At 59.9% G+C, this 15251-nt stretch carries 14 protein-coding genes and 1 pseudogene; 1 reads left to right on the top strand and 14 read right to left on the bottom strand.

Features of this window, described 5'->3' with window-relative positions; all coding sequences use genetic code 11:
- Position 1: 1 nt before the first annotated feature.
- A pseudogene (locus AACY02_RS20985) lies at positions 2 to 295 on the top strand (EscU/YscU/HrcU family type III secretion system export apparatus switch protein); the annotation flags it as partial.
- 117 nt (positions 296 to 412) lie between these two features.
- Here the strand turns inward: AACY02_RS20985 and AACY02_RS20980 are convergent.
- The 14 genes from AACY02_RS20980 to flhA all read right to left on the bottom strand — a co-directional run bounded on the left by AACY02_RS20980 (position 413) and on the right by flhA (position 14829).
- Entirely contained in the window at positions 413 to 808 is a 396-nt protein-coding gene (locus tag AACY02_RS20980; protein ID WP_339433597.1) for a DUF2802 domain-containing protein, read from the bottom strand.
- Positions 809 to 1294 (bottom strand): chemotaxis protein CheW, encoded by a 486-nt coding sequence (locus tag AACY02_RS20975; protein ID WP_095050193.1) that lies wholly within the window; start codon positions 1292 to 1294, stop codon positions 809 to 811.
- 90 nt (positions 1295 to 1384) lie between these two features.
- Positions 1385 to 2329 carry a CheW domain-containing protein gene (locus tag AACY02_RS20970; protein WP_339433596.1) on the bottom strand — a complete coding sequence of 315 codons (945 nt, stop codon included), beginning with the start codon at positions 2327 to 2329 and terminating at the stop codon, positions 1385 to 1387.
- A gap of 2 nt (positions 2330 to 2331) precedes the next feature.
- The gene (locus tag AACY02_RS20965) at positions 2332 to 3120 is read right to left on the bottom strand and encodes a ParA family protein (protein ID WP_339433595.1); all 789 of its coding nucleotides are present in this window, start codon (positions 3118 to 3120) and stop codon (positions 2332 to 2334) included.
- Between the two features lie 43 nt (positions 3121 to 3163).
- Positions 3164 to 4054 carry a flagellar motor protein MotD gene (motD, locus tag AACY02_RS20960; RefSeq protein WP_339433594.1) on the bottom strand — a complete coding sequence of 297 codons (891 nt, stop codon included), beginning with the start codon at positions 4052 to 4054 and terminating at the stop codon, positions 3164 to 3166.
- A 12-nt stretch (positions 4055 to 4066) separates the two neighbouring features.
- On the bottom strand, positions 4067 to 4807 hold the full coding sequence (locus AACY02_RS20955; protein WP_339433593.1) for a flagellar motor protein: 741 nt from the start codon (positions 4805 to 4807) through the stop codon (positions 4067 to 4069).
- On the bottom strand, positions 4807 to 5940 hold the full coding sequence (locus AACY02_RS20950) for a protein-glutamate methylesterase/protein-glutamine glutaminase (protein ID WP_339433592.1): 1134 nt from the start codon (positions 5938 to 5940) through the stop codon (positions 4807 to 4809). The genes AACY02_RS20955 and AACY02_RS20950 overlap by 1 nt, the downstream gene beginning before the upstream one ends.
- Before the next feature lie 49 nt (positions 5941 to 5989).
- On the bottom strand, positions 5990 to 8263 hold the full coding sequence (locus tag AACY02_RS20945) for a chemotaxis protein CheA (RefSeq protein ID WP_339433591.1): 2274 nt from the start codon (positions 8261 to 8263) through the stop codon (positions 5990 to 5992).
- A gap of 54 nt (positions 8264 to 8317) precedes the next feature.
- The gene (locus tag AACY02_RS20940; protein ID WP_221731958.1) at positions 8318 to 9106 is read right to left on the bottom strand and encodes a protein phosphatase CheZ; all 789 of its coding nucleotides are present in this window, start codon (positions 9104 to 9106) and stop codon (positions 8318 to 8320) included.
- 18 nt (positions 9107 to 9124) lie between these two features.
- Positions 9125 to 9496, bottom strand: coding sequence for a chemotaxis response regulator CheY (locus AACY02_RS20935; RefSeq protein WP_221731959.1), 372 nt, complete (start codon positions 9494 to 9496; stop codon positions 9125 to 9127).
- 167 nt (positions 9497 to 9663) lie between these two features.
- A complete protein-coding gene (gene fliA / locus AACY02_RS20930; protein ID WP_003222919.1) occupies positions 9664 to 10404 on the bottom strand; it encodes an RNA polymerase sigma factor FliA in 741 nt (246 codons plus the stop codon).
- Positions 10401 to 11231, bottom strand: coding sequence for a flagellar synthesis regulator FleN (fleN, locus tag AACY02_RS20925; protein ID WP_003222917.1), 831 nt, complete (start codon positions 11229 to 11231; stop codon positions 10401 to 10403). Before fleN ends, fliA begins: the two co-directional genes overlap by 4 nt.
- A gap of 116 nt (positions 11232 to 11347) precedes the next feature.
- The gene (flhF, locus tag AACY02_RS20920) at positions 11348 to 12688 is read right to left on the bottom strand and encodes a flagellar biosynthesis protein FlhF (protein WP_339433590.1); all 1341 of its coding nucleotides are present in this window, start codon (positions 12686 to 12688) and stop codon (positions 11348 to 11350) included.
- Positions 12689 to 12699: 11 nt separating this feature from the next.
- Positions 12700 to 14829: a flagellar biosynthesis protein FlhA gene (gene flhA, locus AACY02_RS20915; RefSeq protein WP_339433589.1), complete on the bottom strand. Its 2130-nt coding sequence runs from the start codon at positions 14827 to 14829 to the stop codon at positions 12700 to 12702.
- Positions 14830 to 15251 lie beyond the last annotated feature (422 nt).

Below are 15251 nucleotides of genomic sequence, written 5' to 3'. Positions count from 1 at the left end.
CCTCAAATACGACGGCAACCACGCTCCGACCCTCACCGCCAAGGGTGACGAGGAACTGGCCGAAGAAATCCTGCGCATTGCCCGCGACTGCGAAGTGCCGATTTATGAAAACGCTGAACTGGTGCGCTTGCTGGCGCGCATGGAACTGGGCGACAGCATTCCCGAAGAGCTGTATCGCACCATTGCCGAGATCATCGCGTTTGCGTGGAACCTGAAGGGGAAATTCCCCGAGGGGCATGATCCGGATGCGCCGATGGTCGAGAAGGATGTCACCGAACGAGGGGATGATGATTAAGGCCTAAAAGCAAAAAATCGCAGCTTCGCCAGCGCCTACATTGGAATGAGTTTCCCTGTAGGCGCTGTCGAAGGCTGCGATCTTTTGATATTGCTTGCCGCTCGAAACTCGAAACTTCTAGCTGCTCTTGTGCAACTTGCGCATCAACTCCGCCTCAGCCTGGGTCAAGCCACAGGACTGAGTCAGCTCATCGACGCTCGCGCCCATGCCCACCAGTTTCGCCGCCTGGGCGAACGATAGGCTGGAAGGGTCGCGCTGTTCCAACTGAACAATCTTGTCCGGCAAAGGACCGACGACCGCGCGCAACTCGTGCAGGGCTTCACCCATGCGCACGTTGCCGTTCTGGTAATCATCGACACGCTTGGCCAGCTCTTTGATGCGCTGATCACGCAGCGCATCGCCCTGAGCCTGTTGTGCCGCGATAACCTTTTGCGCCTTGATGTACGCCAGAAACATTGCCAGCGTGCCTGCCCAGAAAAGGAACAGGACAATGACCGCCACCTCGAGAATCAATCAGATGCTCTCCAGTTCCGACCATTCTTCTTCGCTCATCATCTTGTCCAGCTCGACCAGGATCAGCAACTCGTTGTTCTTGTTGCACACGCCCTGGATGAACTTGGCCGATTCTTCGTTACCGACGTTCGGTGCGGTTTCGATTTCCGACTGACGCAGGTAAACCACTTCGGCCACGCTGTCGACCATGATGCCAACCACTTGCTTGTCGGCTTCGATGATGACGATACGGGTGTTGTCGCTGATCTCGCCGGTGCTCAGGCCGAAGCGCTGGCGGGTGTCGATCACGGTGACCACGTTACCGCGCAGGTTGATGATGCCCAGCACGTAGCTGGGTGCACCCGGCACCGGAGCGATCTCGGTGTAACGCAGGACTTCCTGAACGCGCATCACGTTGATGCCGTAGGTTTCGTTGTCCAGTTTGAAGGTCACCCATTGCAGGATCGGATCTTCAGAACCTTTTGCATTCGTCGCCTGACTACTCATACCCTGACCCCTCGAAAAAACCGCACTGGGCGGTGTGTGTTCTGTGTGGTGGCATTCAACAATGCCATCGCCTACTTGTTATGTCGGCTGCTATGTCGGTTTATGTAGGGGCTTGTTGCCGCCCAATTGCTTTGCCCCGCCGCTGGCGATCAACTCGGCCAGCGCGGAAACGTCAAGCAATGCACACATGTGCTCAATCACCGTGCCGGCGAGCCATGGCCGCTGACCCCGGTGACTTCTCCATTTGATTTCATTCGGGTCCAGACGCAACGAGCGACTGACCTGATGCACCGCCAGGCCCCACTCGTAACCTTGTACCGAAATCACGTACTGCAAGCCCTGACGGAAATCATCGCGATAGCGATCCGGCATGACCCACCGCGCGGTATCGAGAACTTTCAGGTTTCCAGCCTGACTCGGCAGGATCCCGAGAAACCATTCTGGCTGACCGAACAGCGGCGTCAGCTCGTGACCGGCCAGCGAATAGATCGAACCGAGGCACACCAGCGGCACCGCCAGCGTCAATCCGGCAACGTCGAACAGCAAACATTCGAAAGCTTCCGATGCCCACGCTGGACGGCCGTCGGTTTCCACCGGTGGCGGTGTGTTGCTCGGCGGCAGATGCACTTCAACCAGTGGCGGGACCAGCGTCTGTTCGACGGGTGCAGGGACGACCGGTGCAGGCTCGATCACTGCCGGTTCTGGCGCGGTCTTGAGCAATTGGGTTTGCAGCAGCGGTGCCAACGTCGAAACCGAGGCGCGAACCGGTTCGGCTTCTTCGATCAACGCCACTGGCGCCTTGGCGACGGGTGCGACGGCAGGCACGGCCACAGGCGCAACAGCTTTTTGTGCATCACGCGCCTGCTCTTCCAGTACCGCCGCCTGAAATTCATCCAGCGCTTCAGCGCTTTCAATCACCTCAGGCTGCGCCGCCACCTGCGCCGGCAATTCGTCGGGAATTTCCTCCAACAAACTGTCCAGATAAGACTGCAAAGCCAACTGCGGCTTGGACGTCAACTTCAGCGGCCGATTCATGCTCAGGCCACCTGCGGAACAAGTTGTTGCGCCAGCAGATGCTTGAGCAACGCGCGGTAGGCCAGCACGCCACGGCTCTTGCCGTCGAATTGCGACGGCGTGACACCGGCACGGCTGGCATCGCGCAGACGCGTATCGACCGGGATGTAACCCTGCCAGATCTCGTCCGGAAATTTGTCGCGCAGTACGCGCAAGGTGCCCAGCGACGCCTGGGTGCGGCGGTCAAACAGGGTCGGCACGATGCTGAACGGCAGCGCCTGTTTGCGCGAGCGGTTGATCATTGCCAGGGTGTTGACCATGCGTTCCAGGCCTTTGACCGCCAGATGCTCGGTCTGCACCGGAATCACCAGTTGCTGGCTCGCCGCGAGGGCGTTGACCATCAGCACGCCGAGCAACGGTGGGCTGTCGATCACGGCGTAATCGAAATCCTGCCACAACTGCGCCAGACTCTTGGCGATCACCAGCCCCAGACCACTCTGCCCCGGCGACTGACGCTCAAGGGTCGCGAGTGCGGTGCTCGATGGCAGCAGGGAAATACGTTCGTCGCTGGTCGACAGCAGCAACTGCCCCGGCAGGCCTTGCGGCACGCTGCCCTTGTGCAGAAAAAGATCGTAGTTGCTGTGTTCCAGGCTGTCGGGGTCATAGCCGAAATAGCTGGTCATCGAGCCGTGCGGGTCGAGATCGACCACAACCACGCGCTTGCCCGCCTCGGCCAGCAACCCGGCTAAAGCGATGGAAGATGTGGTTTTACCAACACCACCCTTTTGATTGGCGACTGCCCAGACTCTCATTCGGTTCGTTCCTCCCGGCCGATATGCTCGACCGAGACATAGCTCAGCGTGTTAATGCGGGCGACGGAGAATTGACGGCACTCTCGCGTCCCGGCGTCTTGACCACGGTCGGTGCAGTTTGTGTGCCAGCACGCTTGAGTGCGGCATCCGGTTTGGCGTTGGCCGTTCCGGTGCCCGTAAGGCTGCGACGCACATCGAGATTTCGCGACACCACCAGCACCACACGACGGTTTTTCGCTCGGCCTTCGGCCGTGGCGTTGTTGGCTACCGGCTGGAATTGGCCGTAACCCACCGACGCCAGGCGACCGGGGTTCACGCCCTGCATCGCCAACATACGCACGATGCTCGCCGAGCGCGCCGAAGACAGCTCCCAGTTGGTTGGGTACTGCGCAGTGCGAATCGGCTGGTCGTCAGTAAAACCTTCGACGTGGATCGGGTTGTCGAACGGTTTGAGGATCGCCGCGACCTTGTCGATGATGTTGAAGGCGACGTCACTCGGCATGGCGTCACCGCTGCCGAACAACAGGCTGGAATTGAGTTCGATCTCGACCCACAACTCGTTACCGCGCACGGTCATCTGGTTGGAGGCGATCAAGTCGCCGAACGCGGCGCTGATGTCATCGGCGATGCTTTTCAGCGGATCACTGGCACCGGCGATACCGGCGTCGACCTGATCGGCATCCTTGACCAACGGCTTGGCCGGGGTCACGGTCTTGGGTCGTTCGTCGCCAATCGGAATCGGCTTGAGCGAGCGGTCGGAGTCGGTGAAGACGCCGATCAGCGCTTCGGAAATGACCTTGTACTTGCCTTCATTGATCGACGAGATCGAGTACATCACCACGAAGAACGCGAACAGCAAGGTGATGAAGTCCGCGTAGGACACGAGCCAGCGCTCGTGGTTGACGTGTTCTTCCTGGTGGCGACGACGAGCCATGAGGTCAGTCCCTTAATCCATGAAGCCTTGCAGCTTCAACTCAATGGAGCGAGGGTTTTCACCTTCGGCGATCGACAGGATCCCTTCCAACAACATTTCGCGATAACGCGACTGCCGCAACGCGATTGACTTCAGTTTGGCCGCCACCGGCAACAGGATCAGGTTGGCGCTGGCCACACCATAAATGGTGGCGACAAAAGCCACGGCGATGCCGCTACCCAATTGCGTCGGATCGGCAAGGTTGCCCATGACATGAATCAGGCCCATTACCGCACCGATGATGCCGATGGTCGGCGCGTAGCCGCCCATGCTTTCAAAGACTTTGGCCGCTTCGACGTCGCGCGCTTCCTGGGTGTAGAAATCCACTTCAAGAATGCTGCGGATCGCTTCCGGCTCGGCACCGTCGACCAGCAGTTGCAGGCCTTTGCGCGAGTAGCTGTCGGGTTCGGCGTCGGCCACGCCTTCCAGCCCCAGCAAACCTTCCTTGCGCGCAGTGAGGCTCCAGTTGACCACCCGATCAATGCCGCCCGCCAGGTCGACTCGCGGCGGAAAGAAGATCCAGGCGAGGATCTGCATCGCGCGTTTGAACGCGCTCATCGGTGATTGCAGCAGCGCAGCACCGATGGTGCCGCCCAGTACGATCAGTGCCGCCGGGCCGTTGGCCAGCGCACCGAGGTGACCACCTTCAAGGTAGTTACCGCCGATGATGGCGACGAACGCCATGATGATCCCGATAAGGCTTAGAACATCCATCAGATACACGCCTCGACGATGTGCTTGCCGATATCGTCCAGACCGTACACCGCGTCAGCGAGATCGGCTTTGACGATGGCCATCGGCATGCCGTAGATCACGCAACTGGCTTCGTCTTGCGCCCACACGGAGCTACCGCCCTGCTTGAGCAGACGCGCGCCCTCACGGCCGTCGGCGCCCATGCCGGTCAGTACCACCGCCAGAACTTTGTCACCGTAGGATTTCGCGGCAGAACCGAAAGTAATGTCCACACACGGCTTGTAATTCAGGCGCTCGTCGCCCGGGAGGATTTTCACCGCACCACGGCCGTCGATCATCATTTGCTTGCCACCCGGCGCCAGCAACGCGAGGCCCGGACGCAGGATGTCGCCATCCTCGGCTTCCTTGACGCTGATGCGGCAAAGCTTGTCGAGTCGCTCGGCGAACGCCTTGGTGAACGCCGCCGGCATGTGCTGGATCAAGACGATCGGTGCCGGGAAGTTGGCCGGCAATTGCGTCAAGACGCGTTGCAGGGCAACCGGGCCGCCAGTCGACGTACCGATGGCAACCAGTTTGTAGGCCTTGCGTTTCGGCGCGGGCGATGATGCGCTGGCGGCCGAAGTGCGGGTGGGCGCCGGAGCAGGTGCCGGACGAGCCGCAGCGCTGCTGTGGCTGCTGAAGCTCGACGCCGCTGGCGTGGGTGTCGGCGCAGGCGCAGCCACCGGAGCCGGTGCGCTATAGCCACTGAAACGACGATTACTGCGCGAGATGCTGTGCACCTTCTCGCACAGCAGTTGCTTGACCTTCTCCGGATTGCGGGAGATGTCTTCGAAATTCTTCGGCAGGAAATCCACCGCGCCGGCATCCAGCGCATCCAGGGTGACCCGGGCGCCTTCGTGTGTCAGCGAGGAGAACATCAAGACCGGGGTCGGACAGCGCTGCATGATATGCCGCACAGCCGTGATGCCATCCATCATCGGCATCTCGTAGTCCATGGTGATCACGTCTGGCTTGAGGGCCAGGGCCTGATCGATCGCCTCTTTACCGTTGGTTGCCGTGCCGACAACCTGGATGCTCGGATCCGCAGAAAGAATTTCCGAGACGCGGCGGCGGAAAAAACCCGAATCGTCCACCACCAGGACTTTGACTGCCATAAACACTCCATTAGGTGCAGCGGGACGTTATCGCCCCGCTGCCCCGGATTCAAATACGCCGTGCGGCGTAACGCTTGAGCATGCTTGGAACATCGAGAATCAGTGCAATGCGGCCGTCACCGGTGATGGTGGCGCCGGACATGCCCGGAGTGCCCTGCAGCATTTTGCCCAATGGCTTGATGACCACTTCTTCCTGGCCGACCAGTTGATCGACGACGAAGCCGATCCGCTGAGTGCCCACCGAAAGGATCACCACATGGCCTTCGCGCTGCTCTTCGTGAGCGGCGGAGCTGACCAGCCAGCGCTTGAGGTAGAACAATGGCAGCGCCTTGTCCCGCACGATCACCACTTCCTGGCCGTCCACGACGTTGGTCGTCGACAGGTCGAGGTGGAAGATTTCGTTGACGTTGACCAACGGGAACGCGAACGCCTGATTGCCGAGCATCACCATCAGGGTCGGCATGATCGCAAGCGTCAGCGGTACCTTGATGACAATCTTCGAGCCCTGGCCCTTGGTCGAGTAGATGTTGATCGAACCGTTGAGCTGGGAAATCTTGGTCTTCACCACGTCCATGCCGACACCGCGGCCGGACACATCGGAGATCTCGGTCTTGGTCGAGAAGCCCGGGGCGAAGATCAGGTTGTAGCACTCGCTATCGCTCAGGCGATCGGCCGCGTCCTTGTCCATCACACCGCGTTTTACCGCGATGGCACGCAGAACGTTCGGGTCCATGCCTTTGCCGTCATCGGAGATCGACAGAAGAATGTGATCGCCTTCCTGCTCGGCCGCCAGAACGACTTTGCCGCCCCGCGCCTTGCCTGAATCTTCACGTTCTTCCGGCGATTCGATACCGTGGTCGACCGCGTTGCGCACCAAGTGGACCAGCGGGTCGGCCAGAGCCTCGACAAGGTTTTTGTCCAGGTCGGTTTCTTCGCCGACCAGTTCCAGGTTGATCTCTTTCTTGAGCTGACGCGCCAGGTCTCGAACCAGGCGTGGGAAGCGCCCGAAGACCTTCTTGATCGGCTGCATCCGGGTTTTCATTACCGCGGTCTGCAAGTCAGCCGTCACCACGTCCAGGTTCGACACGGCTTTGGACATGGCTTCGTCACCACTGTTCAGACCCAGGCGCACCAGACGGTTACGCACCAGCACCAGTTCGCCGACCATGTTCATGATTTCGTCGAGACGCGCGGTGTCGACCCGCACAGTCGTCTCGGCTTCGCTCGCCGGTTTTTCCGGTGGCGGTGCTGCTGGAGCGCGGGCAGGCGCCGGTGCGGCAGCGGCAGCCGGTTTTGGCGTTTCGGCTTTTGGTTCAGGCTTGGCCGCAGGTTTGGGCGCAGCAGCGGCCGGGGCCTTGGCGGCTGGCGTGGCAACAGTCGAAGCGGAACCCGTAGCAGCGGTGCCAACTTCAGAGAACTTGCCTTTGCCATGCAATTCGTCGAGCAGCGATTCGAACTCGTGATCGCTGATCAGATCGCTGCCGGCAGCGGCGGCCGCCGGTGCGGCTGGCGCAGCAGGTGCCGAGGCAATCGCCGACTCCAGCGCATCAACGGCGAAATTGCCTTTGCCGTGCAACTGATCGAGCAACGCTTCGAATTCGTCATCGGTGATGTCCGAGCTGTCGCCCGCCGCCGGTGCTGCCGGAGCTGCCGGAGCCGCCGCCGGTGCTACAGCGTCAGCCGCGAACTGGCCTTTACCGTGCAACTGATCGAGCAATGACTCGAACTCGGCATCGGTAATTTCATCGCTGGCGGCCGCATCCGCAGTTGGCGCAGGCGCAGCAGCCGCCGGGGCTTGGGCTTCAGCCTTGACGGCGTTCAGCGAGTCCAGCAGTTGTTCAAATTCGTTATCGGTGACGTCGCCCGAATCGCCTTCGACGACCAGGTCTTCGATCATCTCGGCCACGGGAGATGCCGGGGCTTCGTCCGCCGTTTGCGGCTCGGCCAGACGCGCCAGGGCGGCCAGCAGCTGCGGGGTGGCCGCCGTGATCGGTGCACGTTCGCGGACTTCGCTGAACATGCTGTTCACCGCGTCCAGTGCTTCGAGGACAACGTCCATCAGTTCTGCATCAACGCGCCGCTCACCCTTACGCAGGATGTCGAACACGTTTTCGGCGATGTGACAGCACTCCACCAGCTCGTTGAGCTGAAGGAAGCCGGCGCCCCCTTTTACAGTGTGGAAACCGCGAAAAATTGCATTGAGCAGATCTGCATCATCCGGACGGCTTTCCAGCTCGACCAGTTGTTCGGACAGTTGCTCAAGAATCTCGCCGGCCTCAACCAGGAAATCCTGAAGGATCTCTTCATCGGCGCCGAAGCTCATTAATGGGGTGCTCCTACAGGTCTAAAAACCCAAAAAACCTAAAATTCCAAAACTCTAGAACCCAAGGCTGGATAACAAATCGTCCACATCGTCCTGACCGGACACAACGTCTTCTCGTTTATCGGCATGAATCTGCGGACCTTCACCCTGCGAGAGATGTTTTTGTGGATCTTTTTCTGCAAGCATCGCCTCACGGTCATGTTCGATGCCCGCAAAGCGGTCAACCTGACTGGCCATGAGCACGAGTTTGAGCAAATTGCTTTCGACTTCGGTGACCAGTTGCGTCACACGCTTGATCACCTGACCGGTGAGGTCCTGGTAATCCTGGGCGAGGAGGATGTCGTTCAGATTGCCCGACACCGCACGGTTGTCCGTGCTGCTGCGCGACAGAAAACCGTCGACCCGGCGCGCCAGTTCACGGAACTCTTCAGCCCCGACCTCGCGACGCATGAAGCGCCCCCAATCGGCACTCAAGGCCTGGGCTTCGTCAGCCAGACCATTGACCAGCGGCGTGGCGCTTTCCACCAGATCCATGGTGCGGTTGGCCGCGGCTTCTGTCAGCTTGACCACATAGCCCAGACGCTCGGTGGCGTCGGTGATTTGCGACACTTCCTCAGCCTGCGGCATGTGCGGATCGATCTGAAAGTTGACAATCGCACTGTGCAGTTCGCGCGTGAGCTTGCCCACTTCCTGATACAGGCCGCGGTCACGGGTCTGATTGAGCTCATGGATCAGTTGCACAGCGTCGCCGAACCTGCCTTTTTCAAGGCTTTCGACCAGTTCGACCGCGTGTTTTTTCAGGGTCGACTCGAAATCGCCCTGTGAAGATTCGTTATGCTCCATAGCTCCCCCGCGCGTTCATCAGCCGATGCGTTCGAAAATCTTCTCGATTTTTTCTTTCAACGCCTGGGCCGTGAAAGGTTTGACCACGTAGCCGTTAACACCGGCCTGGGCCGCTTCGATGATCTGTTCGCGCTTGGCTTCAGCGGTCACCATCAGCACGGGCAGGTGCTTGAGTTTTTCATCGGCACGCACGTGGCGCAGCAGGTCGATACCGGTCATGCCCGGCATGTTCCAGTCCGTTACCAGAAAGTCGATGTTTCCGCTGTTGAGTACCGGAATGGCGGTAATGCCATCGTCGGCCTCGACGGTGTTGGTGAACCCCAGATCACGCAGCAGGTTCTTGATGATCCGCCGCATCGTTGAGAAGTCATCAACGATGAGGATTTTCATGTTTTTGTCCAATTCGACCTCCAAGCAGTCTTAAACGCGCCCAGCACCTGGACGCGCCATTTCAATCATTCCGGCGTAGCACTCGAAGACTGTCTGGAACACAACGGAGCAAGACCGGTGCCGCTCATCACCGCACCGGCCTCGTTCGCAGTGTCCCCACACTGCCTTCAGCGCGCTCGCCACTCCCCCAAACGCCCCCGCAAACGGGCCGCGCACTGGCTGTGTAACTGGCTGACCCGCGATTCACTGACGCCAAGGACTTCACCGATCTCCTTGAGGTTCAGCTCTTCGTCGTAGTACAGCGCCAACACCAGTCGCTCACGCTCCGGCAAATTGGCAATCGCGTCCGCCAGCGCTGCCTGGAAGCGTTCATCTTCCAGATCGCGTGACGGCTCAAGATGAGCACTGGCGCCATCCTCGTGCAGCCCTTCGTGTTCGCCGTCCTGCAACAGGTCGTCGAAACTGAACAAGCGACTGCCCAGGGTGTCATTCAAAATCCCGTAGTAATCGTCGAGACTCAATTGGAGTTCGGCCGCAACCTCGTGATCTTTAGCATCACGGCCGGTTTTAGCTTCAATTGCGCGAATTGCGTCGCTGACCATACGGGTGTTGCGGTGAACCGAGCGTGGCGCCCAGTCCCCTTTGCGCACTTCGTCGAGCATCGCGCCGCGGATTCGAATGCCCGCGTACGTTTCGAAACTGGCACCTTTGCTGGCGTCGTATTTGGTCGAGACTTCAAGCAGACCGATCATGCCGGCCTGGATCAGATCCTCGACCTGCACGCTGGCCGGCAGGCGTGCCAGCAAGTGGTAGGCAATGCGCTTGACCAGTGGCGCGTAACGCTCGATCAGTTCGTACTGCGCGTCACGCGCCGACTTCTTGTAGTAATTCATACCGCTGGCTGTCATAGCACGGGCCCTGCCGTTTGCTGCACGAGGCGCTCGACGAAAAACTCAAGGTGGCCACGCGGGTTGGCCGGCAGTGGCCAGGTGTCGACCTTCTGCGCGATGGCCTTGAACGCCAGTGCGCACTTGGAACGCGGAAAGGCTTCATAGACTGCACGCTGCTTCTGCACGGCCTTGCGCACGCTTTCATCGTAGGGCACGGCGCCGACGTATTGTAGGGCCACATCAAGGAAGCGATCCGTGACCTTGGTCAACTTGGCGAACAGGTTACGGCCCTCCTGCGGGCTCTGCGCCATGTTGGCCAGGACGCGGAAGCGGTTCATGCCGTAATCACGGTTCAACAGTTTGATCAATGCGTAGGCGTCGGTGATCGAAGTCGGCTCGTCGCAAACCACCAGCAACACTTCCTGCGCCGCGCGCACGAAACTGACTACCGAGTCACCAATGCCCGCAGCGGTGTCGATCACCAGCACGTCGAGATTGTCGCCGATGTCGCTGAAGGCCTGAATCAGGCCGGCATGTTGCGCCGGGCTCAGGTGAACCATGCTCTGGGTGCCGGACGCCGCCGGCACGATGCGAATTCCGCCCGGGCCTTGCAACAGCACGTCGCGCAGTTCGCAGCGGCCTTCGATCACATCGGCCAGCGTGCGTTTGGGGGTCAGCCCCAGCAGAACGTCGACGTTCGCCAGTCCCAGATCGGCGTCCAGCAGCATGACCCGACGGCCAAGCTCTGCCAGCGCCAGCGACAAGTTCACTGACACGTTAGTTTTCCCGACGCCACCTTTGCCGCCGGTCACCGCGATCACCTGTACGGGATGCATGCTGCCCATGTTATTTCTTTACCTTGTCTTGCATAGACGGAGGCCACATTACTGGCTGCGCGTTCACAACCTGAACAATGCATGGCAGACCATCGATGTAGGTACAAAAACTGTTCATGAATACCTCAGCCTACCTGCTTGGTCGGGCTGTGATAGATATCAGCGAACATGTCAGCCATGGCTTCTTCGCTGGGTTCTTCCTGCATTTGCACGCTGACGGCGCGGCTGACCAGTTGATGACGGCGCGGCAGATGCAGATCATCCGGAATCCGTGGGCCATCGGTCAGGTACGCGACCGGCAATTCATGACTGATCGCCAGGCTCAACACTTCGCCAAGGCTGGCCGTTTCATCCAGTTTAGTCAGGATGCACCCGGCAAGCCCGCAACGCTTGTAACTATGATAAGCGGCGGTTAGAACCTGTTTCTGGCTGGTGGTTGCCAAGACCAGATAATTTTTTGAACGTATGCCACGCCCCGCCAGACTTTCGAGCTGCATGCGCAGTGCCGGATCGCTGGCTTGCAGGCCCGCGGTATCGATCAGCACCACGCGCTTGCGCAGCAATGGATCCAGCGCCTGCACCAGCGATTGGCCCGGGTCGACGTGCGTCACCGGCACATTGAGGATACGGCCCAGGGTCTTCAATTGTTCCTGAGCGCCGATACGGAAACTGTCCATGCTCACCAGCGCAACGTTCTGCGCGCCGTACTTAAGCACATAACGGGCAGCGAGTTTAGCCAGCGTGGTGGTCTTGCCCATACCTGCCGGACCGACCATGGCGATCACCCCGCCTTCTTCCAGCGGCTCGACTTCCGGTACGGCGATCATCCGCGCCAGGTGCGCCAGCAGCATGCGCCAGGCCTGACGAGGTTCTTCGATATCGGTGATCATCGCCAGCAGATCGCGCGACAACGGACCGGAGAGACCGATACGTTGCAGACGACGATACAGGTTGGCTTGCGCCGGACGCTTGCCTTGCAACTGATTCCAGGCCAGCGTGCCAAGCTGCACTTCCATCAGTTCGCGCAGGCTGTTCAATTCAAAACGCATCGAATCCAGTGCACGCGGATCAACACCACCGGAAGACTGCGCAGGCGCCGGGGCCGGACGCGCTGGTGCGGCGTAAGTCGGCTCGCTCAGCGGTTCAGCAGCGGTCAGCGGCAGGCCAGCGGTCAACGGCAGGCCGGCGAAGATCTGGCGATTGCTATTGCCATCGGCTTCGCCACGCAGGCTCAACTCGGCCTGAGCGGTGACGATGCGCGACTGGGTCTTGCGCAGCTCATCTTCGAGTTCAATGTTCGGAACCCGCGGCGCCAGCGCCGACAATTTGTAATCCAGCGCCGCCGTCAGCTCGACGCCGCCGGCAATGCGGCGGTTGCCAATGATGGCGGCATCAGCGCCCAGCTCATCACGAACCAGCTTCATGGCCTGACGCATATCGGCGGCGAAAAAACGCTTAACTTGCATAAACCACTACCTCAGCCGTTGGGCCCTACTGTCGCAACGATCGTCACTTGCTTGTTGTCCGGAATTTCCTGGTAGGCCAGCACATGCAGCCCTGGGACGGCGAGGCGACCAAAACGCGAGAGCATCGCGCGGATCGGACCTGCTACCAACAGAATCACCGGTTGACCTTGCATTTCCTGACGCTGCGCCGCTTCGATGAGCGAACGCTGCAGCTTCTCGGCCATGCTTGGTTCCAGCAGAACGCCCTCTTCCGAGCCTTGTCCTGCCTTCTGCAGACTATTGAGCAATATTTGTTCCAACCTTGGTTCCAAGGTGATCACAGGCAGCTCGGACTCAGTGCCTACAATGCTTTGGACGATGGCGCGCGATACGCCGACCCGCACAGCAGCCACCAACGCGGCGGTATCTTGACTCTTCGCGGCGTTGTTGGCGATAGCTTCGGCAATGCTGCGGATGTCGCGCACCGGCACGTGTTCGGCCAACAGCGCCTGCAATACTTTGAGCAGTTGCGACAACGAAAGCACACCCGGCACCAGCTCTTCAGCCAGTTTCGGCGAACTTTTGGCCAGCAACTGCATGAGTTGCTGCACTTCTTCGTGGCCGATCAACTCGCTGGAATGCTTGTACAGAATCTGGTTCAGGTGAGTGGCGACCACGGTGCTCGCATCGACCACGGTGTAACCCAGCGATTGCGCCTGCGCCCGCTGGCTGATTTCGATCCACACCGCTTCCAGTCCGAAAGCCGGATCTTTGGCGTTGATACCGTTGAGCGCGCCGTAGACCTGCCCCGGATTGATTGCCAACTCGCGATCCGGGTAGATCTCCGCCTCGGCGAGGATCACACCCATCAGGGTCAGGCGATAGGCGCTCGGCGCCAGATCGAGGTTGTCGCGGATATGCACGGTCGGCATCAGGAAGCCCAGATCCTGCGAGAGCTTTTTGCGCACGCCCTTGATTCGCGCCAGCAATTGTCCACCCTGATTGCGATCCACCAGCGGGATCAGGCGATAGCCCACTTCCAGGCCGATCATGTCGATCGGGGTCACGTCGTCCCAACCCAGCTCTTTGGTTTCCATGGCGCGGGCCGGCGATGGCAGCAACTCTTGCTGACGCTTGACCTCTTGCAGCGCTTGAACCTTGGCGACACTTTGTTTTTTCCAGAACAGATAGGCGCCACCGGCGGCCAGCGCGGCCATGCTCAGGAACGAGAAGTGCGGCATGCCCGGCACCAGGCCCATGACCGCCATCAGCCCCGCTGCAACCGCCAGCGCTTTGGGCGAGGCGAACATCTGACGGCTGATCTGTTTGCCCATGTCTTCCGAACCGGAAGCACGCGTCACCATGATCGCTGCCGCTGTCGATAACAACAGTGATGGCAATTGCGCCACCAAACCGTCACCGATGGTCAGCAAGGCGTAAACCTTGCCCGCTTCGGCGAAACTCATGTGGTGCTGGAAGATACCGACGGCCACGCCGCCAATGAGGTTGATGAACAGAATCAGCAGACCGGCGATGGCGTCACCGCGCACGAACTTGCTCGCACCGTCCATCGAACCGTAGAACTCGGCCTCTTGGGCGACTTCCGAACGGCGAGCCTTGGCCTGGTTCTGATCGATCAGACCGGCGTTGAGGTCGGCGTCAATCGCCATTTGCTTGCCAGGCATCGCATCGAGGGTGAAGCGCGCGCTCACCTCGGAAATCCGCCCGGCGCCTTTGGTCACCACGACGAAGTTGATGATCATCAGGATCGCGAAGACCACGATACCCACCACGTAGTTACCGCCGATCACCACCTCACCGAAGGCCTGGATCACCTTACCGGCAGCCGCGTGACCATCCTGACCGTTGAGCATCACCACCCGCGTCGACGCCACGTTGAGCGCCAGCCGCAGCAGGGTCGCGACCAGCAGAATCGTCGGGAACACCGCGAAATCCAGCGGCCGCAGGGCGTAAACGCAAACCAGCAGGACGACGATTGACAGGGCTATGTTGAAGGTGAAAAACACGTCCAGCAGGAACGGCGGCACCGGCAACATCATCATGGCCAGCATGACCAGCAGCAACAGCGGCACGCCCAGATTGCCTCGACTGAGATCGGCAACGTTCGAGCGAGCACTGTTGAGTAACTGAGAGCGATCCACCGGTTTTCCTCGTTCCTTTAAAGCAAACTTTTGACGCCCAGAGCGGGCTCACGGCGGGTACTGCAAGAAGCTTTCCAACTTTTGCCGGGGAACGAAATAGCGAGGGAATAAACTCACTCCTACAGGGGACCGCATTCCAAATGTCAGATTGAAATGCATTCCAAACTGGGGAGCGAGCCTGCTCGCGAAAGCTGACTCCCAGGCAATATCTTCCCCCAAAAAAACCGCCGTTCCGAATCAACCGGGACGACGGTTTTTTTATCCATTCAATGACCACTCGTCTGAGACATGTCGACACCTGTCAGATCTGACAGGTGCGCAATCTCCAATTAAGCGCTCTGATAACCCCTGCCCGTTCCCACCGCGCAGGAGCCTCATCCATGACCACCTCAACCCCACCGGACAACACCGTCCTCGTCCTT

Source organism: Pseudomonas sp. EA_65y_Pfl2_P78, from assembly GCF_963970495.1.
In the GTDB taxonomy this organism is placed as follows: Bacteria; Pseudomonadota; Gammaproteobacteria; order Pseudomonadales; family Pseudomonadaceae; genus Aquipseudomonas; species Aquipseudomonas baetica_A.
Note: the sequence above shows the minus strand (reverse complement) of the source record. Positions and strands in the feature narration are given on the sequence as shown.

What these genes read in the sequence shown, in the direction of transcription:
- AACY02_RS20970 (WP_339433596.1), bottom strand. Translation starts at nt 2,329, where the DNA reads ATGAATCGGCCGCTGAAGTTGACGTCCAAGCCGCAGTTGGCTTTGCAG.
- AACY02_RS20950 (WP_339433592.1), bottom strand. Translation starts at nt 5,940, where the DNA reads ATGGCAGTCAAAGTCCTGGTGGTGGACGATTCGGGTTTTTTCCGCCGC.
- AACY02_RS20945 (WP_339433591.1), bottom strand. Translation starts at nt 8,263, where the DNA reads ATGAGCTTCGGCGCCGATGAAGAGATCCTTCAGGATTTCCTGGTTGAG.
- AACY02_RS20955 (WP_339433593.1), bottom strand. Translation starts at nt 4,807, where the DNA reads ATGGATGTTCTAAGCCTTATCGGGATCATCATGGCGTTCGTCGCCATC.
- flhF (WP_339433590.1), bottom strand. Translation starts at nt 12,688, where the DNA reads ATGCAAGTTAAGCGTTTTTTCGCCGCCGATATGCGTCAGGCCATGAAG.
- fliA (WP_003222919.1), bottom strand. Translation starts at nt 10,404, where the DNA reads ATGACAGCCAGCGGTATGAATTACTACAAGAAGTCGGCGCGTGACGCG.
- AACY02_RS20935 (WP_221731959.1), bottom strand. Translation starts at nt 9,496, where the DNA reads ATGAAAATCCTCATCGTTGATGACTTCTCAACGATGCGGCGGATCATC.
- AACY02_RS20940 (WP_221731958.1), bottom strand. Translation starts at nt 9,106, where the DNA reads ATGGAGCATAACGAATCTTCACAGGGCGATTTCGAGTCGACCCTGAAA.
- fleN (WP_003222917.1), bottom strand. Translation starts at nt 11,231, where the DNA reads ATGGGCAGCATGCATCCCGTACAGGTGATCGCGGTGACCGGCGGCAAA.
- AACY02_RS20975 (WP_095050193.1), bottom strand. Translation starts at nt 1,294, where the DNA reads ATGAGTAGTCAGGCGACGAATGCAAAAGGTTCTGAAGATCCGATCCTG.
- AACY02_RS20965 (WP_339433595.1), bottom strand. Translation starts at nt 3,120, where the DNA reads ATGAGAGTCTGGGCAGTCGCCAATCAAAAGGGTGGTGTTGGTAAAACC.
- motD (WP_339433594.1), bottom strand. Translation starts at nt 4,054, where the DNA reads ATGGCTCGTCGTCGCCACCAGGAAGAACACGTCAACCACGAGCGCTGG.